Consider the following 23,773-nt stretch of genomic DNA (forward strand, 5'->3'; position numbering starts at 1 on the left):
ATGAGTCCGATCTCCTCCGCGGCACCGCGCGAGCGGCTGCGCATTGCCATCCAGAAATCCGGCCGCCTGGGCGAACCCGCGCGCGCCCTGCTGGCGTCCTGCGGCCTGTCCTGGCGCGAGGGCCGCGACCGCTTGTTCTGCCACGGCGAATCGCTGCCGGTCGACCTGCTGCTGGTGCGCGACGACGACATCCCCGGCCTGATCGCCGACGGCGTCTGCGACCTCGGCATCGTCGGGCGCAACGTGCTCGACGAGACCAATGCCGGCCGTGAGGCGCTGGGTGCGGCCGCCGCGGCGAGCGAGCTGCGACCGCTGGGCTTCGGCGACTGCCGGCTCGACATCGCCATCCCCGATGGCGTCGAGTGGACCGGGCCGGAGCAGCTCGCCGGGCTGCGCATCGCCACCAGCTATCCGGCGCTCCTGAAGCAGTGGCTGGACGTGCGGGGCATCGTTGCGGGCGTGGTGACGCTGTCGGGCTCGGTCGAGATCGCGCCGAGGCTGGGCCAGGCGGACGCGGTCTGCGACCTGGTGTCGAGCGGCGCGACGCTGGCGGCCAACCGGCTGGTGCCGGTGATGACCCTGTTGCGCAGCGAGGCGGTGCTGGCCGGACCGCTGCACGCCTTCGGCGACGCCCGCGACGACCTCGCGCAGATGTTGCGGCGACGCCTGGACGGCGTGCTGAAGCTGCGCGACAGCCGCCTGCTGATGTTCCAGGCCTCCCGCAGTGCGCTCCCCGGCCTGCTGGCGCTGCTGCCGGACGCCGAACCGCCCACGGTGATGCAGGTCGACGGCAAGGACACGCTCGCGCTGCAGGCGCTGTGCCACGGCGCGATGGGCTGGCAGCGCCTGGAGGACCTGAAGCTGGCCGGTGCACGCGGACTGATGGTGCTGCCGATCGAGAGGACGCTGGCATGAAGCGGTTGGACTGGAATGCGCTCGATTCGATCGGGCGCGCGGAGGCGCTGCGGCGGCCGGTGCAGGACATGGCGGTCGAAGTGACCGCGACCGTGGCCCGGATCATCGATGCGGTGGTCGACGGCGGCGACGCGGCCGTGCGCGACCTGGGCCGCAGGTTCGACGGCGTCGACCTCGAGGATGCCCGCGTCGGCGCGGACGCGTTCGAGGCCGCGATGGCAGCCGTGCCGCCGGCCCTGCTGGATGCGCTGCGCGCCGCCGCCTCGCGCATCGAGGCCTTCCACCGCGCCGGCATGCAGGCCGACTACGCGGTGGAGACGGCGCCGGGCGTGCGCTGCGCGCGCATGGCGCGGCCGATCCGCCGCGTCGGCCTGTACGTGCCCGCGGGCAGCGCGCCGCTGCCGTCGACGGTGCTGATGCTGGGCGTGCCGGCGCGGCTGGCGGGCTGCGCCGGGGTGGTGATGTGCACGCCGCCGCGCGCCGACGGCAGCGTGGACCCGACCGTGCTCGCCGCTGCGCGCCTGTGCGGGATCACGCGCGTGCACCGCGTTGGCGGTGCGCAGGCGATCGCGGCGATGGCCTGCGGCACCGCCACCTTCCCGGCCTGCGACAAGCTGTTCGGGCCCGGCAATGCCTGGGTGACCGAGGCCAAGCGCCAGGTCGCGCAGCGCGGGTTGGCGTCGATCGACATGCCCGCCGGGCCGTCCGAGGTGCTGGTGGTCGCTGATGCGGGCGCGAACCCGGCCTGGGTCGCCGCCGACCTGCTGTCGCAGGCCGAGCACGGGCCGGACTCCCAGGTGCTGCTGGTGTCCGACAGCGACGCGCTGCTCGACGCCGTGGCCGTGGCGATTGCCGCGCAGCTCGAGCGCCTGCCGCGGGCGGCCATCGCGCGCGAGGCGCTGTCGCGCTCGCGGCTGCTCAAGGTCGACGGACTTGCGCAGGCCTTCGACGTCAGCAACGCGTACGCGCCCGAACACCTGATCCTCGCCCTGCGCGAACCGCGCGCGTGGCTGGACCGCGTGCAGGTGGCGGGCTCGGTGTTCCTCGGCGACCACACGCCCGAGGCGCTGGGCGACTACTGCAGCGGCACCAACCACGTGCTGCCCACGGCCGGCGCCGCGGTCGCGACCAGCGGCGTGTCGGTCTCGAGCTTCCAGAACTTCATCAGCGTGCAGGAGGCGACGGCCGAGGGCATCGCGGCCATCGGCCCGGACGCGCTCGCCATGGCCACCGCCGAGGGCCTCGAGGCGCACGCCAGCGCCGTGCGCCTGCGCCTGGAGCGGGCGGCATGAGCGCGCTCGGACTGCTGCGCCCGGACCTGCGCGGGTTCGCCGGCTACCGCTCCGCGCGCTCGGACATCGTTCGAGGCGAGGTGTGGCTCAACGCCAACGAGTCGGCCTGGCCCAACGCCGCCGATCCCGCGGGGCGCTGCCAGCGCTATCCGGAGCCGCAGTCCGACGTCCTGCGCGCCGTGCTGGCAGCGCTGTATGGCTGCGCGCCCGGGCAGCTGCTGGTCGGCCGCGGCAGCGACGAGGCCATCGACCTGCTGGTGCGCGCGCTGTGCCGCCCGGGCGAGGACGCGGTGCTGGTGACGCCGCCGGTGTTCGGCATGTACGCGGTCAGCGCGCGGCTGCAGGGCGCGCGCCTGGTCGAGGTGCCGCTGGAGGAGGCCGGCGGCGATTTCGTGCTCGACCCTGGCGCGGTCATCGGCAAGGCGCTGCGCTCGGGCGCGCGCATCGTCTTCCTCTGCTCGCCGTCCAACCCCACCGGCGGACTGGTGTCGCACGTGGACATCGAGACCATCGCACGCGCGCTGGACGGGCGCGCGCTGGTGGTGGTCGACGAAGCCTACGTCGAATACACGGATCAGCCGTCGGCGGTGGCGCTGCTGTCACGCCTGCCAAACCTGGCCGTGCTGAGGACGCTGTCCAAGGCGCACGCGCTCGCCGCGGCCCGCATCGGCTGCGTGATCGCGGACGCGGCCCTGGTCGCCGCGTTGCGCGCCTGCCAGGCGCCGTATCCCGTGCCGGCGCCCTGCGCCGCGCTGGCGCTGGCCGCGCTTGCGCCCGATGCGCTCGCCGCCACGCGCGCGCGCGCCGCGGAGGCCGTGGCGGAGCGCGAGCCGATGCGCTCGGCGCTGGCAGCGCTGCCGAACGTGCGCCGGGTGTATCCGTCACAGGGCAACTTCCTGCTGCTGCGCTTCGCCGACGCCGGCGCGGCGCTCAAGGCGCTGCTGGCCGCCGGCGTGGTGGTGCGCGACCAGCGCGCTGCGCCTGGCCTCGATGACGCGCTGCGCATCACCGTGGGCACGGCCGCGGAGAACGCGCGCGTGCTCGCCGCACTGTCGGCGCTGGAGGTGGCGGCATGACCCCGATCCTCTTCATCGATCGCGACGGCACCCTGATCGAGGAGCCCGAGGACTTCCAGGTCGATGCGCTGGACAAGCTGCGCTTCTGCCGCGACGTGGTCCCGGCCCTGCTCAGGCTGCGCGATGCCGGCTATGCCTTCGTGATCGTCAGCAACCAGGACGGCCTCGGCACGCCGGCGTATCCGCAGGCGGACTTCGATGGCCCGCAGGCGCTGATGCTGCAGGTGTTCGAGAGCCAGGGCATCAGCTTCCGCGAGGTCCTCATCGACCGCAGCCTGCCAGGTGACAACGCGCCCACCCGCAAGCCGGGACTGGGCCTGGTGGTGCCGCTGCTGCGCGACCGCGGCATCGACTGGGCGCGCTCGGCGATGGTCGGCGATCGCGACACCGACCTCGAGTTCGCCGGGAACCTCGGCATCCGCGGCTTCAAGCTGCGCGGCCGCTTCGGCGGCGATTGGGACTGGCCGGCAATCGCGCACGCGCTGGTCGACGCGCCGCGCCAGGCGCGCGTGGAACGCGAGACGCGCGAGACCCGCATCCGCGTCGAACTCGACCTCGACGCCGCCGCGCCGCCGCGCATCCGCACCGGGCTGGCCTTCTTCGACCACATGCTCGAACAGATCGGCACCCACGGCGGCATCGCGCTGGCCATCGAGGCCGACGGCGACCTGCACGTCGACGAGCACCACACCGTCGAGGACACGGCGCTGGCGCTGGGCCAGGCCTTGCGCGAGGCGCTGGGCGACAAGCGCGGCATCGGCCGCTACGGCTTCACCTTGCCGATGGACGACGCCCTGGCCAGCGCCGCGCTCGACTTCGGTGGCCGGCCCTGGCTGCAGTTCACCGGCAGCTTCCGCCGCGAGCGCGTGGGCGACCTGCCGACCGAGCTCGTGCCGCACTTCTTCCGCTCGTTGTGCGATTCCGCTGCGCTCAACCTGCATATCGAGGTCCGCGGCGAGAACGACCACCATATGGTCGAGGCCTGCTTCAAGGCCTTTGCGCGCGCGCTGCGCCAAGCCGTCGCCCGCACCGGCCGCGACCTGCCCAGCACCAAGGGCGCCCTGTGAGCGCGCCGGTCGCGGTGATCGACGCCGGCGGCGCCAACCTCGGCTCGGTCTGCTACGCGCTGGAGCGCCTGGGCGCGATGCCGCGCATCGTGCGCGACGCGGATGGCCTGCGCGGCGCGGCGCGCGTGATCCTGCCGGGGGTTGGCGCCGCCGCGCCGGCGATGCGCCTGCTGCGCGACCAGGGCTTCGTCGAGGCGCTGCCTGCGCTCGAGGTCCCGTTGCTCGGCATCTGCCTGGGCATGCAGCTGCTGTTCGAACACTCCGCGGAAGGCGACGTGGAGTGCCTCGGTCTGCTGCCGGGCGTGGTGCGCCGCATGCGGCCGGCGCCGGGCCTGCGCGTGCCGCACATCGGCTGGAATCGCCTGTGCGCGCGCCGCGCCTCGCCGCTCATGGCAGGCATCGACGACGGCGCCTGGGCTTACTTCGTGCACGGCTATGCGGCCGCGCCGGGTGCCGACTGCGTCGCCTATGCGATGCACGGGTCCGCCTTCGCCGCAGTCGTCGAACGTGGCCGCGTCGCTGGCGCGCAGTTCCACCCGGAGCGGTCGGCCACCGCCGGCGCGCGACTGCTGCGCAATTTCCTGGAGGCCGCATGAGCTTCACCGTCTATCCCGCCATCGACGTGCGCGAAGGCCGCGTGGTGCGCCTGGCGCAGGGCGACTATGCGCGCGAGTCGCGCTATCCGGCAGACCCGCTGGCGCAGGCGCTGGCCTATGCCGGCCGCGGCGCGCGCTGGCTGCACCTGGTCGACCTCGACGCTGCGCGCGCGGGCGGCTACACGCAGGCGCCGCTGCTGCGCGCCATCCGCGCCGACAGCGCGCTGCAGGTGCAGACCGGTGGCGGCGTGCGCCACGAGGACGACGTCGCCGCGATCCTCGACGCCGGCGCCGCGCGCGTGGTGGTGGGGTCGCTGGCCGTGCGCGAGCGCGAGCGCGTCGCCGGCTGGATCGAGCGCTTCGGCGCCGAGCGCATCGTGGTCGCGCTCGACGTGCGCCGCGGTGCCGACGGCGCTTGGCGCCCGGGCGTGCACGGCTGGACGGAAGAGGGCACGGAGCGGCTGGAGGACCTCGCCGGTTTCCATGCCCGGGCGGGACTGCGCCACCTGCTGTGCACCGACATAGGACGCGACGGCATGCTGGCCGGACCCAACCTCGCGTTGTACGACACGCTTCGCGCCTGCGTGCCGGGGTTGCAGGTGCAGGCGAGCGGCGGCGCCCGCGACGCCGCCGACGTCGCCGCCGCGCGCCGCGCCGGCTGCGCGGGCATCGTGCTGGGCAAGGCGCTGCTGGAAGGCCGCGTCGACCTGGCGGAGGCGCTGGCCGCGGGTGCGCCCGCCACCGTCGGCCGCGACGCCGGCTTCGGGCGGCCGCCGTGCTGAGCCGCCGCATCATTGCCTGCCTCGACGTGCGCGACGGCCGCGTGGTCAAGGGCGTGCGCTTCCGCGACCACGTCGACGCCGGCGACATCGTCGAGCTGGCCACGCTGTACGCGCGCGAAGGCGCCGACGAACTCGTGTTCTACGACATCACCGCCAGCCCCGCGGGGCGGACGGTCGACGTCGCCTGGGTCGAGCGCCTCGGGCGCCTGCTCGACATCCCGTTTTGCGTCGCCGGCGGCATCCGCAGCGTGGCGGATGCGCGCAGCGTGCTGCAGGCCGGCGCCGATAAGGTCTCGGTCAACACGCCCGCGCTGGAGCGCCCGGCGCTGGTGTCCGAGCTGGCCGCCGCCTTTGGCCGGCAGTGCGTGGTCGCCGGCGTCGATTCGCTGCGCGACGCCGACGGCCAGTGGCGTGTGCGCAGCCACACCGGCGACGCCGCCGTGATGCGCGACAGCGGCCGGCCCACGCTCGACTGGATCGACGAGCTGCAGGCGCTGGGCGCGGGCGAGATCGTCCTCAACTGCATGGGCAGCGACGGCGTGCGCGCCGGCTACGACATCGCGCAGCTGCGCGCCGCGCGCGCGCGCTGCGACGTGCCATTGGTGGCGTCCGGCGGCGCGGGCGCGATCGGACACTTCGCAGCCGTGTTCGAAGAGGCGGACGTGGACGGGGCGCTCGCCGCCAGCGTCTTCCACTCCGGCGAGGTCCGGATCCCGGAACTCAAGCGCGGGCTGCGCGCCCGCGGAATCGAGGTGCGCGATGACTGAACCGCTCGCCATGCCGACGCTCGACTGGGGCAAGCAGGGCGGCCTGGTGCCGGCCGTGGTGCAGGACGCGGGCAGCCACCGCGTGCTGATGCTGGGCTACATGAGCCCGGAATCGCTGCAACACACGCTCGCCACCGGCTTTGCCACGTTCCACAGCCGCAGCCGGCAGCGGCTCTGGACCAAGGGCGAGACCAGCGGCCACCACCTGCGCGTGATCGCGCTGGAGACCGACTGCGACGCCGACGCGCTGCTGCTGCGCGTGGTGCCCGCGGGTCCCACCTGCCACCTCGGCCGCAGCAGCTGTTTCCCCGGCGCCGCCGGCAGCGGGCTGGGCGCGCTGGATGCCGTGGTCGCCGAGCGCGCACGCACGATGCCCGAGGGCCACTACACGACGAATCTGCTGGCCGCCGGCGTCCACCGCGTGGCGCAGAAGGTCGGCGAGGAAGGCGTGGAGACCGCGCTCGCCGCCGTGGCCCAGCACGACGCGGCGCTGCTGGGCGAGGCCGCCGACCTGGCCTACCACCTGCTGGTGCTGCTACGCGCCCGTGGCCTGGGCCTGGCCGACGTCGAGCGCGTGCTGGCGGAGCGCGCGGCCTGAGGCGCCGCTTGCTCAGGCCGCCGAGATCGAAGTGCGCACGCAGTCGCGGCCGTTGGCCTTGGCCGCGTACAGCGCCTGGTCGGCGACCTGCAGCGCGTCGTCGATGTCGTCGATGGTGCCCGGGACCACGGTGTGCACCCCCACGCTCCCGGAGATGCGTACGTTCGGGCCCTGCTGCGACTCGCAGGGCGCGGAGGAGATGGCGCGCCGCACCTCCTCGGCCACGGCGACCGCCGCGCGCAGGTCGATGCCGGGCAGCACGATCACGAATTCCTCGCCGCCGAAGCGCGCGAGAAGCGCCTCGTGGGGCCGCAGCGCCTGGCCGATCCGCCGGGCCGCCGCGCGCAGCACGTCATCGCCCACCAGGTGGCCGTGTTCGTCGTTGATGGCCTTGAAGAAGTCCAGGTCGACCATCAGCAGCGACAGCGGCCGACGGTCCTGGTTGCAGGCCACCAGCAGGCGTTCGAAGGCGTCGTGGAAGTGCGAGCGGTTGTACAGGCCGGTCAGGCCGTCGCGGCGCGAGGACTCGCGCAGGCGCGAATGTGCCTGCTCCAGCTGGTCGAGCGTGCGCTGCAGTTCGCGCGTCCGCGTGGCCACCGTGCGCTCGAGCTGCACGTTGGCCTGGCTGACGATGCGTTCGTTCTCGTTGCGCAGCGAAGCGTAGCGGTAGCTGAGCGCGACCGAGAGGAACAGCATCTCCAGGGCGGAGCCGATCTGCACGCCGTACTCGGTGTAGAAGGTCTTGGGGATCACCCCGAAGGCGACCAGGGTGAAGACCGCCGTGCCGGCGAGGAACATCGACCACGACAGCAGGAACAGCCGCGCCGGCCGGTAGCCCTTGCGCAGTGCCACCACGCTGACCACGGTGATCCAGACGATGCTCGCCAGCACCGCCAGCGACACCGCCGGGGTGATCAGGCGGTAGGGCACGAACACCGCCGCGATGCCGAAGCAGGCGAAGGCGGAGATGGCGATGATGCTCACCCGGTTGCCCGTCGGCCAGCGGTCGCCCAGCCCCAGGAACACGCGCGCGAACTGGTGCATGCCGATCAGCGCCAGGCTGATCGACAGCGGCACCGATTTGTCGGCCAGCCAGACGTTGTTGGGCCACAGGTATTCGAAGCCCAGCCCGTTGAGGCAGAACAGCACCAGGCCGAAGGCGCTGATGTGGAACAGGTACCAGAAGTAGCTGGCGTCGCGCAGCACCAGCCACAGCACCAGGTTGTAGAAGAACAGCGCCAGCAGGATGCCGTAGTACAGGCCGATCGCCAGCTGCGCGTCGCGCGAGAGTTCGGTGAACGCGCCTGGCGTGTACAGCACCAGCGGCACCTGCATCGAACTCTGGCTTTGCACCCGGAACAGGATGTCCACCGGCTGGCCCGCGGGCAGGTCGAGCATGAAGTTGGGATGCCGGTAGCGGATGGCGCGTTCGCTGAAGGGCAGGGTGTCGCCGCCGGCGTGGTGCTCGACGTGGCCGTCGGGGTAGCGCAGGTAGACGTCGAGGTGGTCGCTGAGCGGATAGGTCTGCACCATCAGCCAGCGAGGTTCGTCCGGATTGCGATTGACCACGCGCGCATGGACCCAGAAGGCGCCGTCCTGGAAGCCGAAGGCCGGGTTGCCACCGGGCAAGGGCTTGAAGCCGCCAGCCTCAAGCGCGCGCCATGCGTCGGCCAGGGCGTCCGTCGCGGCGGTGTCGTGGCGATAGGTGACATGTGGCGAGAGCGCGATTTCGCCGGTATCGGCGGAGAGTTCGATCACGCTGCTGGCGCTGGCGCTGGCGCTGGCGGTGAGCGGCAGGGCGAACAGCATCAGCAGCGCCAGAAGCACGGCCATTCGCGTCATTCCCGATACCACGACGTTCATCCAGACGTCCCCTCTACCGCGTCCATGACTGCAACGGAAAGCATCGCAGGCCAATCATATGCCTGCAGGACCTCGCAGGGTAAACGGGGGACGACGGCATAATGGGCCATCTCAATCCGCCGGGTGTGTTGATGCAAAGGATCCGATGCCTTGCCGCGATGCTGCTGCTTTTGGCCACCGGAGTTGCCGGCGCGGCGCAATGGCAGGGGCAGGTTTTCGATGATCGCGATGGGGACGGTATCGCCGCCCCGGGCGAAGCGGGCATCGCGGGGGTCATCGTGTCCGATGGCAGGTCGTTGGCGCGGACCGATGGCGAAGGCCGCTACCGCCTGGATGCGGAAGACGGCGCGCCGGTGTTCGTGGTCAAGCCCGCGGGCTGGCGCATGCCGCTGCGCACGGACGGGCTGCCCGCGGCCTGGCTTGCGCCGCAGGCCGGGCTCGGCGTGCAGGGGGGCGATTTCGCGCTGCTGCGCGACACCGGCATGGGTGATGACGCGCTGTCCGTACTGCTGTTCGCGGATCCGCAGGTGAAGTCGGTCGCCGACATCGACTATTACGCGCGCGATATCGTCGCGCCGCTGCTGGGTGGCGATGCGCATGGCGCCGACTTCGGCATCAGCCTCGGCGACATCGTCGACGACGTGGTCGATCTGTACCCGGGGATCAACGCAGTGACCACGCGCCTGGGCGTGCCGTGGCTTCACGTGCCTGGCAACCACGACATCGATCCGGATGCGCTGGGCGACGACGCCTCGCTGTCGGCGTTCCGCGCCAGCTACGGCCCCGACACGTTCGCCTGGGAAGAGGGTGCCGCGAGCTTCGTCGTGCTTGATGACGTGGTACAGCTGCCGGGCGAGCGGCCGGGCTATGTCGGCGGCCTGCGCGAAGACCAGTTCGCGTTCCTCGAAGCCTGGCTGCCGAGCGTGCCGAAGGATCGCCTGCTGGTGCTTGGCGTGCACATCCCGCTGTTCGATACCGCTGCCCCCGGGCGCGCGGAGACCTTCCGCAGCGCCGACCGCGAGCGCCTGTTCGCCCTGCTGCGTCCGTTCCCGAAGCTGCTGGTGCTCAGCGGCCATCGCCATACGCAGCGCCACCATCGCCACGGCGTCGCCGAAGGCTGGCACGGATCAACGCCCTTGCACGAGTTCAACGTCGGTGCCGCCAGCGGCGCGTTCTGGTCGGGCGCACCTGATGCCGAAGGCATCCCCGACGCGACCATGGCCGACGGCACGCCCAACGGCCACGCCCTGCTGGAGGTCGATGCCGACGGCGGTTACCGCCTGTCATGGCATCCGGCGCGTCTCGCGGCCGATGACCCGGCGCGCACGCAGGCCATGCACCTGCACGCGCCGCGCGTGCTGCGGCAGGGCGCGTACCCGGCGTGGGCCGTGTACGCCAACGTCTACATGGGCGAGGCGGACACGCGCGTGGAGTACCGGGTGGACGGGGGCGAATGGCGTGCGATGGTGCGCGTGGAACGGCCCGACCCCTGGCTCATGGCCGAGAACGCACGCGACGATGCCGCGCCCGCGCTGCGCGGCCGTGACCGCTCGCCCGAAGCCGAACCGTCCGTGCACCTCTGGCGCGGTGCGCTGCCGACCGACCTTGCGCCGGGCGAGCATCGCATCGAGGTCCGCGCCTTCGACCGCTGGCAGGGCGAGCAGCGCGCCGGCACCGGGTACCGCCTGGACGCCGGCTGAGTCGATCGCATGCCCAACAAGCGACCTCTTCCGGCCGGGCCGGCCAATCTCGGCCCGCTTGATCAGCTCAGGGCCGGAAAGATGCCCGAGCGCCTGCTGCGGCTCGCGGTCGGCCTGTGGCTGTATGGCCTTTCCGTCGCGCTGATGATCCGGGGCGCGCTCGGCGCGGCGCCCTGGGACGTGTTCCACCAGGGTGCGGCGCTGCACCTGCCGATGTCATTCGGCGTGGTCATGATCCTGACGTCGGTCGTGGTGCTGCTGGCGTGGATCCCGCTGCGGCAGATGCCGGGACTGGGCACCGTGGCCAACGCGCTCCTGGTCGGGCCGTTCGCGGACCTCAACCTGCGGCTGATCGCGACCCCGGACGGCCTGCTGCCGCGCTGCCTGTTGATGCTCGCCGGAGTGCTGGTATGCGCGTTCGCGACCGGCCTCTATATCGGTGCGCAGCTCGGGCCCGGCCCGCGCGACGGCCTGATGACCGGGCTGGCGCGCCGCAGCGGCCGTTCGATCCGCCTGGTGCGCACCCTCATCGAGCTTGCGGTGCTGGCCGCCGGCGTGCTGCTGGGTGGCGTCTTCGGCGTCGGCACCATCGTGTTCGCGCTCGGCGTCGGTCCGGTGACCCAGTTCTTCATGCAGCGGCTGATGGTGCCCCTGCATCCGCCGGTGGACCGGCCGCGGCCGCTGCCGCGGGAGCGGGGCTGAGCGCCGGGCCGCCGCGGGCTGCCGGATCGGCGCCCGCGCTGATGGCTCAGGCGGCGTCGACGTCGGCGAAGGATTCCGCGCGCGGGTGGCCGTTGGCGGCTTCACCGGTGCGCGCGTCGGGGTAGTCCTCGCGGCGGTCGACCAGCACGGTGCGCAGGCCTGCTTCGCGCGCAGCGTCCAGTTCCTCGACGACATCGGACAGGAACACGATGTCGCGGGCCTGGCGGCCCAGTTCGCCGGCGATGTTCGCGTAGCTTGCGGCCTCGCGCTTGCCGCCGACCGCAGTGTCGAAGAATGCCGAGAACAGCGGGCGCAGGTCGCCGGCGTCGGAGTGGCCGAAGAACAGGTGCTGCGCCGGCACCGAACCCGAGGAATACACCGCCAGCGGATGGCCCGCTGCGTGCCAGCCCTGCAGCGCGTCGACCGCGTCCGGATACACATGCGCGGTGAAGTCGGCATTGCGGTAGCCGCCGCTCCACATCAGCCCCTGCAGCGCCTTGAGCGCGGTGTGCTTGCGGTCCTCGTCGATCCAGCCCTGCAGCACCTCGACAATCATCGCGTCATCGCACATTGCGCCGTGTTCGGTCGCCACCTGGTCCAGCCAGCGCCGTACCTCGGGGTCCTTGCCATGCTCGCGAACGAAGCGCGGCAGCTCGCGGCGAGCGTAGGGAAACAGCACGTCGCGCACGAACGAGATGCTGCCGGCGGTGCCTTCGATGTCGGTGAGGATTGTCGGTTTCATGGAGAGCCATTTTTTGCCACGGATTTACGCGGATGGACGCGGATCAAGCCAAAGCCGCGAGCGTCGGGAACCGTGCGGTGTTGAAGATTGGAGGAAGAGCTTTTTGCCACGGATCACGCGGATAGGAGCAGATGGAAAATGGTTTCATGTGGCAATGTCCTATCTGCCTTTATCCGCGTGATCCGCGTGATCCGCGTAATCCGTGGCAAAGAATGCTTTTTCGCCTTATCCGCGTTCATCCGCGTAAATCCGTGGCAAAAAAGCTTCTTGGCTTTCAGCGAGCGCCTTTCTCGTAGCGCGGGAATTTCTGTGCGATGTCGGTACCGGTGAAATGGCCGACCCAGCCGTCGGGCTGCTGGAAGAAGCGGATGGCGACGAATTCGGGGTCCGGACCCATGTCGAACCAGTGCGTGGTGCCGTCGGGGACGGCGATCAGGTCGTCCTTGACGCACTCGATCTCGTACACGCGCTTGTCCACGTGCAGGGTGAACAGGCCGGAGCCGGCGACGAACAGGCGGACTTCGTCTTCCTTGTGGAAGTGTTCGTCGAGGAAGGTCGCGCGCATCTGCTCGCGCTTCGGGTTGTCCGGCGCGATGCTGATCACGTCGACCGTGGTGAAGCCGCGCTCGGCGCTGATGCGGTCGATGTCCTCGCGGTAGGCGGCCAGGACCTCGTCCTGCGACGCGCCGGCGGCGATCGGCCGGTTGGCCTGCCAGCGTTCGAAGGTGACGCCGATGGCGCCGAGTTCGCGGGCGATGGCGTCACCGTCGGAGGTGTCGAGCAGGGCGGCGCCGGGGGCGTCGTCGGCGAAGATGCGCAGGCGGCTCATGGCGGGGTCTCCAGTCAGTGGCCGGCGGTCAGCCGGCGCAGCTCAAGCTCGCAGCCGAGCAGGAATTCGAAGGCTTCCAGATGGCGGCGCGCCTCGGCCATATCGCGGCCCCAGGCGTACAGGCCGTGGCCATCGATCAGGTAGCCCCACATCGGGCCGCGGTCGAGCAGGGCATCCACCTGGGCGGCGAGCGTCGGCATGTCCTGCGAGTTGGGCAGCACCGGCACGTCGATCGCAGCTTCGTGGGTGGCGTTTCCGCGGAAGGCCTTGAGCAGTTCGTAGCCCTCCAGGCGCACGTGGCCGACGCCGGCATACAGCCGGGATGCGATGGTCTGCGCGCGCGAATGGGTATGCAGTACGCAGCCGACTTCCGGGAAGCGGGCGTACAGCTGCGTGTGCAGCAGGGTCTCTGCCGAAGGGCGATGGTCGCTGCCAACGGCTTGCCCATCCATGTCGACGACCATGATGTCGCCCTCGCACAGCTTGCCCTTGTCGCGGCCGGACACGGTGATCGCGGCATGGCGCTCGTCCAGCCGGTGCGAGAAGTTGCTGCTGGTCGCCGGCGTCCAGCCGAGCGCGGCCAGCTCACGCACGTTGACGATGAGCTCGCCGGCAAGCTCGCGCAGCCGGTGGCTGTCATAGGGCAGGGCATCGTTCATCCCGCGAGTTTAGCGCTGCCGGGCGACAGGGGCGGTCTTCAGCGGCAGGATCTTGAAGCCCGCGTAGGCCATGCCGAGCGCGATCAGCGGCCCCACGAGGTTGAAGAAGGCGTAGGGCAGGTAGTCCAGCGTGGCGACGCCGAGCGTGGCCGCCATGTAGGCGCCGCAGGTATTCCAGGGCACCAGCGGCGAGGTGATGGTGCCGCCGTCCTCCAGCGCCCGCGACAGGTTTTCCGGTGCCAGGCCGCGGCGGCGGTACTCCGGCTGGTACAGGCGGCCCGGCAGCACGATGGCCATGTACTGGTCGGCGGCCACGATGTTCGTGCCGAAGGCGGTGGCGATGGTCGCGGCGATCAGCGAACCGGTCGACTTGGCCGCGCCCACCACGCTGCGGATCATGCGTTCAAGCAGGCCGGTGCGCTCCATCACCGCGCCAAAGCCCAGCGCGGAGACGATCAGCCACACGGTGTTGAGCATGCTGACCATGCCGCCGCGGGTCAGCAGGTCGTCGACGGCCGGGTTGCCGGTGGCGGCCTTGTAGCCTTCGAACATCGCCTTCCATGCGCCCGACAGCAGCGCCATCGGCCGCGAGATCTCCGCGTTGTCGGCCAGCGCCACAGTGAGGCCGGGCTGGAAGATCAAAGCGAACACGCCGCCCAGCAGCGCGCCGACCATGATCGTGGGGTAGGCCGGGAAGCGCAGCACCGCCAGCGCGAACACCACCACCATCGGGATCAGCAGGTACCAGCCAAGCGTGAAGTGGGCGCCCAGCAGCTCCGGCAGGTTGCCGAAGCCGGCCTCGCCCGTGCCGCCGCCGCTGCCGCCAGCCAGGCCGATCACGGTGAACAGCACCAGGGCCACGGCCAGGCTGGGGATCGTGGTCCAGGTCAGGTGGCGGATGTGCGCGAACAGCTCGGCACCGGCCGCGGCCGGCGCGATGATCGTGGTATCGGAGATCGGCGACATCTTGTCGCCGAAGTAGGCGCCGGAGATGATCGCGCCGGCCGTGATCGGCAGCGACATGTCCATGCCCTGGGCCACGCCGATCAGGGCCACGCCGAGGGTGCCTGCGACCGTCCACGAACTGCCGATCGCGAGCGCGACGATGGCGCAGATCAGGCACGCGGCCGGGTAGAAGTACGCCGGATGCATCAGGTGCATGCCGTAGACGATCAGCGTCGGCACCGTGCCGCTCAGGATCCAGGTGCCGATCAGCGCGCCCACCGAGAGCAGGATGAAGATAGGCACCACCGCCAGCGCCACGCCGTGGACCAGGCTGCCCTGGATGTCGTCCCATGCGATGCCGTTGCGCAGCCCGACGATCGCGGCTACGCCGCTGGCCAGCATCAGCGCGACCTGGTTGGCGCCGTAGGACGCGTCGTCGGCGTACAGGTAGACCGCGCAAACCAGCGCCGCCACCAGGAACAGCAGCGGAGTGAGTGCCTGCAGCAGGCTGGGCTCGCGTGGGGCGGAGCCGTGTGGACGCTCGGTCGTCATCTGCCTTGTTCCCGTGCGGCCTCAGGCCTTGTTGAGCTTGCTGTTGCGGTAGCCGTAGCCGAAATAGATCACCTGGCCGATGACCGTCCACAGCACGAAGATCTTCCAGTGCTCCATGAACGACTGCATGAACAGGAACAGGCAGGCGACCACGCCCAGCGGGCAGACCAGCCAGAACAGCGGCACCCGGAACGGACGATGCAGGTCGGGGCGCGTGTAGCGCAGCACCAGCACGCCCAGGCACACGGTGGCGAACGCGATCAGCGTGCCCATGGACACCAGCTCGCCAAGCACGCTGAGCGGCATGAAGCCGGCCAGCAGGCTGGCGACGATGCCGACGAGGATCGTGCCGACGTACGGGGTGTGGAACTTCGGATGCACCTTGCCGAGCACCTTGGGCAACAGGCCGTCGCGTGCCATCGAATAGAAGATGCGCGGCTGCGCCATCAGCATCACCAGGATCACCGACGACAGGCCGGCGATGGCACCGATCTCGACCGCGGTCTTGAGCCATCCCAGGTTGGCGCCGGGGTTGTCGCGCATGGCGAGCTCCAGCGCGGTCGCCACCGGCTTGCTGGTGCCGAGTTCCGCGTAGGGCGCCATGCCCACCAGCACCGCGCACACGGCGATGTAGATCACGGTGCAGATCACCAGCGAGCCGAGGATGCCGATGGGCATGTCGCGCTGCGGGTTCTTGGCTTCGCCCGCCGCGGTGGAGACGGCGTCGAAGCCGATGTAGGCGAAGAATACGATGGTCGCGGCGCGGAACACGCCATCCATGCCGAACTGGCCCGGCCCGACGTTCTCCGGAATGAACGGCGTGAAGTTGGCGGGGTTGATGTACTGGAATCCGAAGGCCAGGAAGGCGGCGATGACCGTGACCTTGATCGCGACCACGATCGCGTTCACGAACGCCGACTGGGTCATGCCGACGTAGCACAGGCCGGTGACCGCGGCGACGATCATGACCGCGGGCAGGTTGATGACGCCTGCAGTGCGCACGAACCCGCCGTCGGCCCAGGTGATGGGTGCCGTGGCGAGCTCCGCCGGGAACGGCAGCCCCAGGGTGGTGGTCAGGAAGCTCACGAGATAGCCGGACCAGCCGACCGCGACCGTCGCGGATGCGAACAGGTATTCAAGCACCAGGCACCAGCCGATGAACCAGGCGGTGAATTCGCCAAGCGTGGCGTAGGAGTAGGAGTAGGCGCTGCCGGAGACCGGCATCATCGCCGAGAATTCGGCGTAGCACAGGCCGGCCAGTGCGCAGGCGAAGCCGGCAAGCATGAAGCTGAGCATGATGGCCGGGCCGGCATGGTTGGCGGCGGCCTGGCCGGTCAGCACGAAGATGCCGGCGCCGATCACCGCGCCCACGCCAAGCAGGATCAGGTGGCGCGCGGTCAGGGTCCGTTTGAGGGTGGCCTCGCCATCGAGGCTGCCTTCGACCGGTTCACCCGCATCGACGTGTGGCGCGGCCTCGACCGGCTTGACCCTCATGAGCCCTTTCAGCATGCGCAGCTTCTCCCCTCGTTGGTTGTTGCCGGAACGGCATCCCCGGGAGCCGTTCCGCTATGGAGGCGCAGCGCGCCGTAGCCGCCGTACCTTGCCAAAGCGCTTGCGCACACACAAGCGGCAGTGCAGCGCGAATGCTTCGGCCGGGCCGGCCGGTGGGGATGGGGCGCGAACGATTCGCGGGAGCCCATAATGGGTGCCGCTTCTTCCCATGGCGCCGCGGATGCGGTGTGCAGAATGACGCACCAGGCACTGGCTTCGCTCGAATCCGCATTCATGATCCACGCCGCGGCCTGCCCCGGCGAAGCGGGCGAGGCGCGCCTGTTCATCGAATTGCTGCGCGACCTCGGCGACCCCTTCGTGCGCGACCGGCTCGACGGCCATTTCACCGCCTCCGCCTGGCTGGTCAGCGCCGATGGCCGGCGCGCGCTGCTCACGCACCACCGCAAGCTCGACCGCTGGCTGCAGCCCGGCGGCCATGCCGACGGCGACGTCGACCTGGCGCGGGTGGCGCTGCGCGAGGCCGGCGAGGAGAGCGGACTGCAGGGCCTGCGGATCGAAGGCGGCATCTTCGACCTGGATCGCCACTGGATCCCCGAGCGCAAGGAGGTCCCAGGACACTGGCACCACGATGTCCGCTACGTGGTGCGCGCCGGAAGCCATGAAGACTTCGTGGTCAGCGAGGAATCACACGCGCTGGCCTGGCTGGAGGTTGAAGTGATCGCCGCCGACGAAACGATGGACCCTTCGCTGCGCCGGATGGCGCGCAAATGGCTTGCGTGCACATCTCCGTAGAAGGTTGCGCCCGTGGCGAGAAAGCTTTTGGCGCGGCCACCGCCGCAGCCGCTCCTTCAGGCTAGTAGAGGATCCGCGTGCGCAGCGTGCCGGTGACTTCGGCCAGCTGCGCGCGCAGCGCCCGGGCCTGCTCGGGCGTCGCCGCGACGTCGATCACCACGTAGCCGACGTTGGCATCGGTGCGCAGGTACTGGCCGTCGATGTTGAGCCCGGCCTGCGAAAACACTTCGTTCACCTGCGACAGCACGCCCGGCACGTTGCGGTGGATGTGCAGGATGCGCTGGCTGCCCTCATGGCCCGGCAGGGTGACTTCGGGGAAGTTGACCGCCGACAGCGTGCTGCCGTTGTCGCTGTAGCGCACCAGCTTGGCCGCGACCTCCAGGCCGATGTTGTCCTGCGCCTCCAGGGTGCTGCCGCCGACGTGCGGGGTCAGCAGCACGTTGTCGAAGCGGGTCAGCGGGGATTGGAAGGCCTCGTCGTTGCCCTTGGGCTCGACCGGGAACACATCGACCGCGGCGCCGCCCACGTGCCCGCTTTCAAGCGCCGCGGCCAGCGCGTCGATGTCGACCACGGTACCGCGCGACGCGTTGACCAGGTGCACGCCGGGCTTCATCGCCGCAAGCTCGGTGGCGCCGATCATCATCCGCGTGGCCGCGGTCTCGGGCACGTGCAGGGTGACCACGTCGGCGCGCGCGAACAGGTCGTCCAGGCCGGCGGCGGCGCGCGCGTTGCCCAGCGACAGCTTGGCTTCGACGTCGTGGAACAGCACCCGCATCCCCAGGCCCTCGGCCAGCAGGCCCACCTGGGTGCCGATGTGGCCGTAGCCGATGATGCCAAGCGTCTTGCCGCGCACCTCGTGGCTGCCGGTGGCCGACTTCAGCCAGCCGCCGCGCAGGCAGGCGGCGTGGCGCGCGGGCACGCCGCGCATCAGCATGATGACTTCGGCCAGCACCAGCTCGGCCACGCTGCGGGTGTTGGAGTAGGGCGCGTTGAACACCGGCACGCCCTGGCGGGCGGCGGCCTCCAGGTCCACCTGGTTGGTGCCGATGCAGAAGCAGCCCACCGCCATCAGCCGCCGCGCTTCGCCCAGCACATCGGCGCTCAGCTGCGTGCGCGAGCGGATGCCGACGATGTGCGCCTCGCGGATGCGCTCGCGCAGCATCGCCTCTGGCAGCGAGCCGGCGTGGGTTTCGATGTCGGAATAGCCGGCGTCGCGGAACGCGGCCACTGCGCTCGGGCTCAGGCCCTCCAGCAGCAGCACGCGGATGTCCTTGCGGGGATAGGAGGTCTTCATCGGGGGCAGCAGGCCGTGGGCGGGCCCTCAGTGTGCCAGCGGCAGGGCCATGCTGCACTGCAGCGCTGGACGCTGGCCGGTCCCGCTGGCAGGCTGCAGTTCCTACCCGGGCGGTTTGCGATGAGCGACGCGAAACTCGAATCCCTGCGCATGGCGGTGCCCGGCTTGCGGGTGCTCGTCGCGCCCGACGAACTGCTGCACTACGGACGCGACTGGACGCGGCGCTGGACGCCGGCACCTTTGGCGATTGCGCTGCCCGGCGATGTCGGACAGGTGCAGGCCGTGCTGCGATGGGCCAGCGCGGAAGGCGTGGCGGTGGTGCCCTCGGGCGGCCGCACGGGCCTGTCCGGTGGTGCGGTCGCGGCCAGCGGCGAGCTGGTGCTGAGTCTTGAGCGCATGCGCCGGGTGCTGGCCTTCGACCCGGTCGATCGCACGCTCACCGTCGAGGCCGGCGCGGCGCTGGAGGCCGTGCAGGAGGCCGCGCGCGAACATGGCCTGCAGTACCCGGTCGACTTCGCCGCGCGCGGCTCCTGCACCATCGGCGGCAACATCGCCACCAATGCCGGCGGCATCCGCGTGCTGCGCTACGGCAACACCCGCGAGTGGGTGGCGGGGCTGAAGCTGGTCACTGCCGGCGGCGAGCTGCTCGATCTCAACCGCGGGCTGGTCAAGAACTCCAGCGGCTACGACCTGCGGCACCTGGCGATCGCCTCGGAAGGCACGCTCGGCGTGGTGGTCGAGGCCACGCTGAAGCTTGCGCCGCCGCCGCCGCCGGTGGCCACGCTGCTGCTGGCGCTGCCCTCGTTCGAGGTGCTGCTGCAGGTGTTCCAGGCGCTGCGCGGGCGGCTGGCGCTGGAGGCGTTCGAGTTCTTCACCGACGTGGCGCTGCGGCACGTGGCAGCGCACGGGGCGCAGGTGCCGTTCGAGCGCGGGTATCCGTATTACGTGGTGCTGGATGCGGCGGCCACGGGGCCGGATGACGCGCAGTTGCTCGAGGCGTTCGCGCACTGTGCGGAGCAGGGCTGGGTGGAGGATGGCGTGGTCGCGCAGTCGCAGGCGCAGGCAGCGCAGCTGTGGCGCCTGCGCGAGGGCATCACCGAGGCGCTGGCGCCCTTCGTGCCCTACAAGAACGACGTCGCGGTGCGGGTGTCGGCGATGCCGGCCTTCCTGGACGAGGCACGGGGGCTGCTGGCGGCGGAGTATCCGGAGTTCGAGGTCGTCTGGTTCGGGCACATCGGCGATGGCAACCTGCATATCAACGTGCTGAAGCCGGCCGCTCTGGACCAGGACACGTTCGTCGCGCGCTGCGGCGATGTCACCGCGCATCTGGCAGGGCTGGTTCAGCGCCACGAGGGCACCATCTCGGCGGAACACGGTATCGGCCTGGTCAAGAAGTCGTACCTGGGTTCCACGCGCAGCACGGCGGAGATCGCGGTGATGCGTGCGCTGCGTGCAGCACTTGACCCGGCAGGTATCCTCAACCCCGGAAAACTTTTCGATCCCCCATCCAGGTAACCACGCATGATCCGTATCGCACTTGCCTGCGCGTTCGCGCTCGCCATCGCCGCTCCCGTCCACGGGTCCAGTTTCGCCGGTACGTCGGCGGGTGCTGGCTCTGCGTCCAGTGGGGCTTCGTCCGGGTCGACTTCGGGCAACGACAAGGTCGTGCTGCAGGCGCGCGAGGATGCGGCGGGCTTCGTCGCCAGTGATGGGCGGATCCGCGGGGCGCGGCTGGAGGCGGCATTGCGCCATCTGCGCGAGCATTCGGTCGAGGCGCGGGCGGCCGGTGATCTCGAGCTGGCGCGGGCGATTCTGGCGCGTTGATTTGGCGGCCCGCTGGAAAGCAACAGCCGGCATCGCCCCTGCATCCAGCATCGCCCCTGCCTTTGTGGTCCGCCTTTGTGGGAGCAGCTATAGCTGCGATTCCCACATGACGCGACGTCTCGCCAAAGGCGCGCGGTACGGCGGGTCGGTGGGTACTCCGTGGGCTGCCCCGCTGCGCGGGCCTTTATGCCCACTGCGCACCCCCCAACCCGCCTTGCAGCGCCTTCCCGCGGGCCGCCGGAAGGCAACAGCCGGCATCGCCCCTGCCTCCAACATCGCCCCTGCCTTTGTGGTCTGCCTTTGTAGGAGCAGCTATAGCTGCGATTCCCACATGACGCGACGTCTCGCCGAAGCCGCGCGGTACGGCGGGCCGGTGGGTACTCCGTGGGCTGCCCCGCTGCGCGGGCCTTTATGCCCACTGCGCACCCCCCAACCCGCCTTGCGGCGCCTTCCCGCGGGCCGCTGGGAAGCAACAGCCCGGATCGCTTCCCCTGCCTTTGCAGGAGCAGCTGTAGCTGCGCTTTCCACATGACGCGACGTCTCGTCGAAGCCGCAGCCGCGCTGGTGGCAGCGGGTTTGCTGTTGCTGGTGGCAATGCCCGTGTACGCGCAGTCGGTGAGCTTGGAGCCGGCAGTGGCGCAGCCGGTGGACGTGCAGTTGGAAGGCACGAGGCAGCACGCGGCTGGGCTCGGGATCGAGCCGGTGTCGGCGCTGTCGGTGTCGGAGGCTGCCGCCACGGAGATGCTGGTGGTCGAGGTGCTGGGGCTGCTGCCGCCGCGTTGGCGTGCGCGCGAGCGTGCGCTGCGGCTGTCCTGGCGCGATGACCTGCCGGTGGATGTGCACGGGCGGATCCGGGGCGACCGCATCGCGCTGTCGCGGGCGCTGCTTGACGGCTTGCTGGTCGACAGCATTCCGCCTGACAGCAGGCTGCCCGACGACATGCTGATCGCCCGGGACTGGGTCGATGAACAGGCCACTGTCGGGGGAAAGGGCAGCGATGTCGTGCCGCGCGCGGCCGTGGCGGCGCTCGTGCACGAGCTTGCACACGACTGGGACCGGGAGCAGGGGCTGTCACGGGATCCGAGGCTGCTTGATCTGGCGGGCTGGCAGGTGCGTCCGCTGTGGCCGGGGCGCAGTGCGGCCAATGCCTTCGGTGAGCGCAGTCCGGATGCCTACGAGCTGCACTCGCCGGCGGAATTCGTGGCGGTGAACCTCGAATACTTCCTGCTCGATCCCGGCTACGCCTGTCGGCGGCCGGCGTTGCACGCGCATTTCGCTGCGCATTTCGAGTGGGCGCCTGAGAGGCAGGACTGCGCGGCCACGCTGCCCTACGTCGATGCGGGCGCGCTGGCCGATGCGGACGCGGAGCCGCTGCTGGAACTCGATCCTGCACGCGTGGTGGCGGTGGACTACCTGTTGGCCGGCAACGGCGAGGCGATGATGAGCCGCTGGGGGCACACGATGCTGCGCCTGGTGGTCTGTGCGCCGGGCCGGGCGCCCGGGCCGGACTGTCGCCTGGATCTCGAGCATCATCGGGTGCTGTCGTTCCGGGCGTTCGTCGACGATCTGCAGCTGTCCAGCTGGCGGGGGCTGACGGGTGGCTATCCGTCGCGGCTGTTCGTGCTGCCGCTGCAGCAGGTGGTGGACGAGTACACGCGCGTGGAGCTGCGGCCGCTGGATTCGATCCCGTTGCGCCTGTCCGCCGACGAGATCACCGCACTGCTCGAGCGCGCGGCACGCGTGCACTGGAGCTATGACGGGCGGTATCGCTTCGTGGGCAACAACTGCGCAGTCGAAACGTGGAAGCTGCTGCATGACGGCCTGCCGCGCGCGGCCGCGGCGGACCTCGACAGCATCACGCCCAAAGGCCTGCTGCGGCGGCTGCGCCGCGAGGGCCTGGTGGATGACGCGCAAGTGCCGGCCGATCCCGGTGAGGCGCGCAGGCTGGGGTATCGCTTCGAACCCTGGAGTGCGCACTACCAGGCGTTGTACGACACCGCGCGCGAAGGTCTGGGGCTGGAGGAGGCCAACGTGGAGGGCTGGCTGCGCACCGATCCTGCGCAACGTGCGCGGTGGTTACAGCGGGGCGACATGCGTGTCTCGGCGGCGCTCTTGCTCCTGGAGGAAGCCGCGCTGCGGCGCGAGGAGCAGGGCGCGCGTGATGCGCTCAAGCGTCGCATGTTCCAGGCCGGAAGCCAGCGTGCGGCCGGCGCCACGGAGGCGGGTGTGGACGCGGATGCAAGTGCACGTGCGAGTGCGAGTGCAGGTGCGGGAGAAATGCTGCCCCTGCTGACCGAGGCGCTGCGCGAGGGCGGCGTGCTCGCAAGCCCCGCGGGACTGCTGTCGCTCCCGGGCTACGGCCTGCCGCAGGCTGCGGAGCGCGAGCAGGCTCGCGACAGTGCCGGAGAACGCGCCGCCCGCCTGCGTGACCTGGACACGCGCCTGCACGCGGCCGCACGCGATTGGTTGCCGCCCACGGCGCGCGAATCACTGGAACAGACCGAAGCCAACGTCGCCGCCCTCGGCGCGCATCTGCGCGAGCTTCACCAGGCCGAAGGCGGCCTCGACCTGTAGGAGCAGCTATAGCTGCGACCCGGCCAGTCCACGCCCTCCACCTGTGGGAGCGGCTATTGCCGCTCCTGTAAAAGCCGCTTGTGTCTTCGCTTTGCCTTGGCGTACAGGTGAGAGCGGCGGCGCTCAGTCGGCGCGGCCGGAGAACTCGCCGCTGGTGGTGTTGACCAGCACGCGCTCGCCGTTGGCGATGTACTCGGGCACCTGGATTTCCAGCCCGGTCGACAGCCGCGCCGGCTTCGGGCGCTTGGTCGCAGTGCCGCCCTTGAGCTCGGGCGGGGTTTCAACGACTTCCAGCGCCACCGTCTGCGGCAGCTGCACGGCGATCGGCATGTCGTCGATGATCTGCACGAAGCAGCCGCCGAGTCCGTCGCTGATGTAGCCCGCGTCGTCGCCGACCACGTCGGGGTCGAGGGTGTAGGGCGTGAAGTCTTCGTCGTCCATGAACACGAAGGCCTCGCCGTCCCTGTACGAGAAGCTGGCCTGGCGGCGCAGCAGCTCGACTTCCTTCAACTCGTCGTCGCCGTCGAACGAGGCGTCGGTCTTGTTGCCGCCGGGCACGCTGTACATGGTGAAGCGGAAGCGAACGTTGCCGCCGCGGCCCTGCGGCGAGCTGCGGTCGATGTCGCGCACCTGGTAGACGGTGCCGTTGTGCTCGACCACGTTGCCCTTCTTGACGTCGTAAGCCTTCATTG

At 70.7% G+C, this 23,773-nt stretch carries 22 protein-coding genes; 14 read left to right on the forward strand and 8 right to left on the reverse strand.

Features of this window, described 5'->3' with window-relative positions; genetic code table 11:
- The 8 genes from hisG to hisIE are packed head-to-tail and all read left to right on the forward strand — an operon-like array spanning position 1 to position 7,093.
- A complete protein-coding gene (hisG, locus tag ACW7G5_RS07620) occupies positions 1 to 915 on the forward strand; it encodes an ATP phosphoribosyltransferase (protein WP_457003276.1) in 915 nt (304 codons plus the stop codon).
- Positions 912 to 2,207 carry a histidinol dehydrogenase gene (hisD, locus tag ACW7G5_RS07625; protein WP_457003278.1) on the forward strand — a complete coding sequence of 432 codons (1,296 nt, stop codon included), beginning with the start codon at positions 912 to 914 and terminating at the stop codon, positions 2,205 to 2,207. The genes hisG and hisD overlap by 4 nt, the downstream gene beginning before the upstream one ends.
- Positions 2,204 to 3,283 (forward strand): histidinol-phosphate transaminase, encoded by a 1,080-nt coding sequence (gene hisC / locus ACW7G5_RS07630; RefSeq protein WP_457003280.1) that lies wholly within the window; start codon positions 2,204 to 2,206, stop codon positions 3,281 to 3,283. The genes hisD and hisC overlap by 4 nt, the downstream gene beginning before the upstream one ends.
- Complete coding sequence (gene hisB / locus ACW7G5_RS07635) at positions 3,280 to 4,350, forward strand: bifunctional histidinol-phosphatase/imidazoleglycerol-phosphate dehydratase HisB (protein WP_457003282.1); 1,071 nt, start codon at positions 3,280 to 3,282, stop codon at positions 4,348 to 4,350. Before hisC ends, hisB begins: the two co-directional genes overlap by 4 nt.
- Entirely contained in the window at positions 4,347 to 4,946 is a 600-nt protein-coding gene (hisH, locus tag ACW7G5_RS07640; RefSeq protein ID WP_457003283.1) for an imidazole glycerol phosphate synthase subunit HisH, read from the forward strand. The genes hisB and hisH overlap by 4 nt, the downstream gene beginning before the upstream one ends.
- Positions 4,943 to 5,728 (forward strand): HisA/HisF-related TIM barrel protein, encoded by a 786-nt coding sequence (locus tag ACW7G5_RS07645; RefSeq protein ID WP_457003285.1) that lies wholly within the window; start codon positions 4,943 to 4,945, stop codon positions 5,726 to 5,728. The genes hisH and ACW7G5_RS07645 overlap by 4 nt, the downstream gene beginning before the upstream one ends.
- On the forward strand, positions 5,722 to 6,495 hold the full coding sequence (gene hisF / locus ACW7G5_RS07650; RefSeq protein ID WP_457003286.1) for an imidazole glycerol phosphate synthase subunit HisF: 774 nt from the start codon (positions 5,722 to 5,724) through the stop codon (positions 6,493 to 6,495). The genes ACW7G5_RS07645 and hisF overlap by 7 nt, the downstream gene beginning before the upstream one ends.
- Entirely contained in the window at positions 6,488 to 7,093 is a 606-nt protein-coding gene (hisIE, locus tag ACW7G5_RS07655) for a bifunctional phosphoribosyl-AMP cyclohydrolase/phosphoribosyl-ATP diphosphatase HisIE (protein ID WP_457003288.1), read from the forward strand. The genes hisF and hisIE overlap by 8 nt, the downstream gene beginning before the upstream one ends.
- A 12-nt stretch (positions 7,094 to 7,105) precedes the next feature.
- Here the strand turns inward: hisIE and ACW7G5_RS07660 are convergent, their stop codons facing one another.
- Entirely contained in the window at positions 7,106 to 8,926 is a 1,821-nt protein-coding gene (locus tag ACW7G5_RS07660; RefSeq protein ID WP_457003289.1) for a sensor domain-containing diguanylate cyclase, read from the reverse strand.
- Between the two features lie 161 nt (positions 8,927 to 9,087).
- Between ACW7G5_RS07660 and ACW7G5_RS07665 the strand changes: the two genes are divergently transcribed.
- A complete protein-coding gene (locus ACW7G5_RS07665) occupies positions 9,088 to 10,656 on the forward strand; it encodes a calcineurin-like phosphoesterase C-terminal domain-containing protein (RefSeq protein WP_457003291.1) in 1,569 nt (522 codons plus the stop codon).
- A gap of 9 nt (positions 10,657 to 10,665) precedes the next feature.
- Positions 10,666 to 11,358: a membrane protein YczE gene (gene yczE / locus ACW7G5_RS07670; RefSeq protein ID WP_457003292.1), complete on the forward strand. Its 693-nt coding sequence runs from the start codon at positions 10,666 to 10,668 to the stop codon at positions 11,356 to 11,358.
- 46 nt (positions 11,359 to 11,404) lie between these two features.
- Here yczE and mtnC read toward each other — a convergent pair whose 3' ends face one another.
- From mtnC to ACW7G5_RS07695, 5 genes are all read right to left on the reverse strand, one after another.
- Positions 11,405 to 12,100, reverse strand: coding sequence for an acireductone synthase (gene mtnC / locus ACW7G5_RS07675; protein WP_457003293.1), 696 nt, complete (start codon positions 12,098 to 12,100; stop codon positions 11,405 to 11,407).
- Between the two features lie 274 nt (positions 12,101 to 12,374).
- Complete coding sequence (locus ACW7G5_RS07680; RefSeq protein ID WP_457003294.1) at positions 12,375 to 12,929, reverse strand: 1,2-dihydroxy-3-keto-5-methylthiopentene dioxygenase; 555 nt, start codon at positions 12,927 to 12,929, stop codon at positions 12,375 to 12,377.
- A gap of 14 nt (positions 12,930 to 12,943) precedes the next feature.
- The gene (locus ACW7G5_RS07685) at positions 12,944 to 13,588 is read right to left on the reverse strand and encodes a methylthioribulose 1-phosphate dehydratase (protein WP_457003295.1); all 645 of its coding nucleotides are present in this window, start codon (positions 13,586 to 13,588) and stop codon (positions 12,944 to 12,946) included.
- Positions 13,589 to 13,597: 9 nt separating this feature from the next.
- Entirely contained in the window at positions 13,598 to 15,085 is a 1,488-nt protein-coding gene (gene nhaC, locus ACW7G5_RS07690) for a Na+/H+ antiporter NhaC (RefSeq protein WP_457003297.1), read from the reverse strand.
- A gap of 21 nt (positions 15,086 to 15,106) precedes the next feature.
- Positions 15,107 to 16,594: an amino acid permease gene (locus ACW7G5_RS07695; RefSeq protein ID WP_457003298.1), complete on the reverse strand. Its 1,488-nt coding sequence runs from the start codon at positions 16,592 to 16,594 to the stop codon at positions 15,107 to 15,109.
- Between the two features lie 237 nt (positions 16,595 to 16,831).
- Here ACW7G5_RS07695 and ACW7G5_RS07700 point away from each other — a divergent pair, with 237 nt between their 5' ends.
- On the forward strand, positions 16,832 to 17,389 hold the full coding sequence (locus ACW7G5_RS07700; RefSeq protein WP_457003299.1) for an NUDIX hydrolase: 558 nt from the start codon (positions 16,832 to 16,834) through the stop codon (positions 17,387 to 17,389).
- Between the two features lie 61 nt (positions 17,390 to 17,450).
- Here ACW7G5_RS07700 and serA read toward each other — a convergent pair whose 3' ends face one another.
- Complete coding sequence (gene serA / locus ACW7G5_RS07705; RefSeq protein ID WP_457003972.1) at positions 17,451 to 18,692, reverse strand: phosphoglycerate dehydrogenase; 1,242 nt, start codon at positions 18,690 to 18,692, stop codon at positions 17,451 to 17,453.
- Between the two features lie 111 nt (positions 18,693 to 18,803).
- Here serA and ACW7G5_RS07710 point away from each other — a divergent pair, with 111 nt between their 5' ends.
- The 3 genes from ACW7G5_RS07710 (at position 18,804) to ACW7G5_RS07720 (ending at position 23,081) form a co-directional block, all read left to right on the forward strand.
- Positions 18,804 to 20,198: an FAD-binding oxidoreductase gene (locus ACW7G5_RS07710; RefSeq protein WP_457003300.1), complete on the forward strand. Its 1,395-nt coding sequence runs from the start codon at positions 18,804 to 18,806 to the stop codon at positions 20,196 to 20,198.
- A 6-nt stretch (positions 20,199 to 20,204) separates the two neighbouring features.
- Positions 20,205 to 20,507, forward strand: a complete 303-nt coding sequence (locus ACW7G5_RS07715) for a DUF2388 domain-containing protein (RefSeq protein WP_457003301.1) — start codon at positions 20,205 to 20,207, stop codon at positions 20,505 to 20,507.
- A gap of 528 nt (positions 20,508 to 21,035) precedes the next feature.
- Positions 21,036 to 23,081, forward strand: coding sequence for a DUF7844 domain-containing protein (locus tag ACW7G5_RS07720; RefSeq protein WP_457003303.1), 2,046 nt, complete (start codon positions 21,036 to 21,038; stop codon positions 23,079 to 23,081).
- A gap of 123 nt (positions 23,082 to 23,204) precedes the next feature.
- On the opposite strand, the gene yeiP is transcribed toward ACW7G5_RS07720, so the two are convergent.
- Positions 23,205 to 23,771, reverse strand: a complete 567-nt coding sequence (gene yeiP, locus ACW7G5_RS07725) for an elongation factor P-like protein YeiP (RefSeq protein WP_343254090.1) — start codon at positions 23,769 to 23,771, stop codon at positions 23,205 to 23,207.
- Between the last annotated feature and the right edge of the window lie 2 nt (positions 23,772 to 23,773).

The sequence above is a fragment of the Luteimonas sp. A501 genome (assembly GCF_054052085.1).

What these genes read in the sequence shown, in the direction of transcription:
- hisG (WP_457003276.1), top strand. Translation starts at nt 1, where the DNA reads ATGAGTCCGATCTCCTCCGCGGCACCGCGCGAGCGGCTGCGCATTGCC.
- hisD (WP_457003278.1), top strand. Translation starts at nt 912, where the DNA reads ATGAAGCGGTTGGACTGGAATGCGCTCGATTCGATCGGGCGCGCGGAG.
- hisC (WP_457003280.1), top strand. Translation starts at nt 2,204, where the DNA reads ATGAGCGCGCTCGGACTGCTGCGCCCGGACCTGCGCGGGTTCGCCGGC.
- hisB (WP_457003282.1), top strand. Translation starts at nt 3,280, where the DNA reads ATGACCCCGATCCTCTTCATCGATCGCGACGGCACCCTGATCGAGGAG.
- ACW7G5_RS07645 (WP_457003285.1), top strand. Translation starts at nt 4,943, where the DNA reads ATGAGCTTCACCGTCTATCCCGCCATCGACGTGCGCGAAGGCCGCGTG.
- hisIE (WP_457003288.1), top strand. Translation starts at nt 6,488, where the DNA reads ATGACTGAACCGCTCGCCATGCCGACGCTCGACTGGGGCAAGCAGGGC.
- ACW7G5_RS07660 (WP_457003289.1), bottom strand. Translation starts at nt 8,926, where the DNA reads ATGGCCGTGCTTCTGGCGCTGCTGATGCTGTTCGCCCTGCCGCTCACC.
- ACW7G5_RS07665 (WP_457003291.1), top strand. Translation starts at nt 9,088, where the DNA reads ATGCAAAGGATCCGATGCCTTGCCGCGATGCTGCTGCTTTTGGCCACC.
- yczE (WP_457003292.1), top strand. Translation starts at nt 10,666, where the DNA reads ATGCCCAACAAGCGACCTCTTCCGGCCGGGCCGGCCAATCTCGGCCCG.
- mtnC (WP_457003293.1), bottom strand. Translation starts at nt 12,100, where the DNA reads ATGAAACCGACAATCCTCACCGACATCGAAGGCACCGCCGGCAGCATC.
- ACW7G5_RS07680 (WP_457003294.1), bottom strand. Translation starts at nt 12,929, where the DNA reads ATGAGCCGCCTGCGCATCTTCGCCGACGACGCCCCCGGCGCCGCCCTG.
- ACW7G5_RS07685 (WP_457003295.1), bottom strand. Translation starts at nt 13,588, where the DNA reads ATGAACGATGCCCTGCCCTATGACAGCCACCGGCTGCGCGAGCTTGCC.
- nhaC (WP_457003297.1), bottom strand. Translation starts at nt 15,085, where the DNA reads ATGACGACCGAGCGTCCACACGGCTCCGCCCCACGCGAGCCCAGCCTG.
- ACW7G5_RS07695 (WP_457003298.1), bottom strand. Translation starts at nt 16,594, where the DNA reads ATGCTGAAAGGGCTCATGAGGGTCAAGCCGGTCGAGGCCGCGCCACAC.
- ACW7G5_RS07700 (WP_457003299.1), top strand. Translation starts at nt 16,832, where the DNA reads ATGACGCACCAGGCACTGGCTTCGCTCGAATCCGCATTCATGATCCAC.
- ACW7G5_RS07710 (WP_457003300.1), top strand. Translation starts at nt 18,804, where the DNA reads ATGAGCGACGCGAAACTCGAATCCCTGCGCATGGCGGTGCCCGGCTTG.
- ACW7G5_RS07715 (WP_457003301.1), top strand. Translation starts at nt 20,205, where the DNA reads ATGATCCGTATCGCACTTGCCTGCGCGTTCGCGCTCGCCATCGCCGCT.
- ACW7G5_RS07720 (WP_457003303.1), top strand. Translation starts at nt 21,036, where the DNA reads ATGACGCGACGTCTCGTCGAAGCCGCAGCCGCGCTGGTGGCAGCGGGT.
- yeiP (WP_343254090.1), bottom strand. Translation starts at nt 23,771, where the DNA reads ATGAAGGCTTACGACGTCAAGAAGGGCAACGTGGTCGAGCACAACGGC.